Annotated in this window: 1 protein-coding gene; it reads right to left on the bottom strand. The window is 60.0% G+C overall.

All coding sequences use genetic code 11. From position 1 onward, the window contains the following. The coding region (locus AC1D0P_RS26615) for a matrixin family metalloprotease (protein ID WP_477679472.1) at positions 1-697 on the bottom strand (697 nt) is incomplete at both ends.

The raw sequence follows: 697 nt of genomic DNA, 5'->3' as shown, positions 1-697 counted from the left end.
GGTACCTTTCGCATTGGCTGTCGGCAGCACATAGGTGTCGTTGGCGCCGTTGTGATCGGTGTTGGCCCCATACATGCCCTGCATCGCGGCGATGTCGAGCGCCATCGGACTGGCGGCCCCGCCATAATCGAGCGGGTAGGCGCTTCCAAAGGCCTGAGCAAAGCTTCGGTTATAGGCCATGATCGAATCCACACTTTGGTTGAGGCTGAACGCGCCCAACTGACCAAAGGGATCGGTGGTGCCAGGCAGGGCCGCTGAGCCGCCGCCATTGTCGAAAGGATGGGCCAGCCCCATGCCGTGGCCGATCTCATGGATAAGCGTCAGAAAGCCGTCGCCGCCCGGCTGCAGGTTGGTCCATTCGGTCGTATCGGCATTGTATACTCCGGCTCCGTCAATCTGATAGCTGGTGCTTCCGAGGGTCGCCGTCCCACCATCCACATCCCAATGCGCGAGCTCGTTACCGCTGAAAGCTGACGCTGGCGCCTTGAACATGAAGAAATTGGCTTGGCTGGGGTCCGAGACCTGGGTGAAATGGACGTTGGCGACATCGCTCCACGTGCCATAGGCCTTCATCGCCGCATTGATCTCGTCCTGGGTCCAGGCCTTCGCGGTAAAATTTTCGCCAGCTGGAGCGGTGACGGTGCCATCGCCGACAAAGAAGACCTTGATGTTCTTCGGCGAGGTGACGTTCCATTCC

This window comes from Polaromonas sp. P1_G2 (assembly GCF_056405515.1).
The sequence above is the reverse complement of the archived record's forward strand: the minus strand, read 5'-3'. Positions and strand labels throughout refer to the sequence as shown.